Annotated in this window: 1 protein-coding gene; it reads right to left on the bottom strand. The window is 52.9% G+C overall.

Annotation, left to right across the window (positions count from 1 at the left end):
- Window positions 1–221: hypothetical protein (locus H6B10_RS16860; RefSeq protein WP_204652504.1), on the bottom strand; the 221-nt coding region annotated here is incomplete at both ends.

The following is a 221-nucleotide window of genomic DNA, read 5'->3' as shown; positions in this document are numbered from 1 at the left end:
AGCACGTTTTTTCTTACGGTGCCACGCGCGTACAGTACGTTTGCACCGCCAGTCATCCAGGCGCTGCGACAAGGTATTCTTTTTTTTCTTTTGCGGTTGTTTATCAGTCTGGGTCGAATATGCAGGGGTATGCGCGTGGCGCAAGTTGCGTGCCGTTGTGAACGCCATTGCCGCAACCGTGGGCAATTTGTTGCTGATGATTGTGCGGCCTTTTGTGCTGG

The sequence above is a fragment of the Gemmiger formicilis genome (assembly GCF_016901605.1).
GTDB classification, from domain to species: Bacteria; Bacillota; Clostridia; order Oscillospirales; family Ruminococcaceae; genus Gemmiger; species Gemmiger formicilis_B.
Note: the sequence above shows the minus strand (reverse complement) of the source record. Positions and strands in the feature narration are given on the sequence as shown.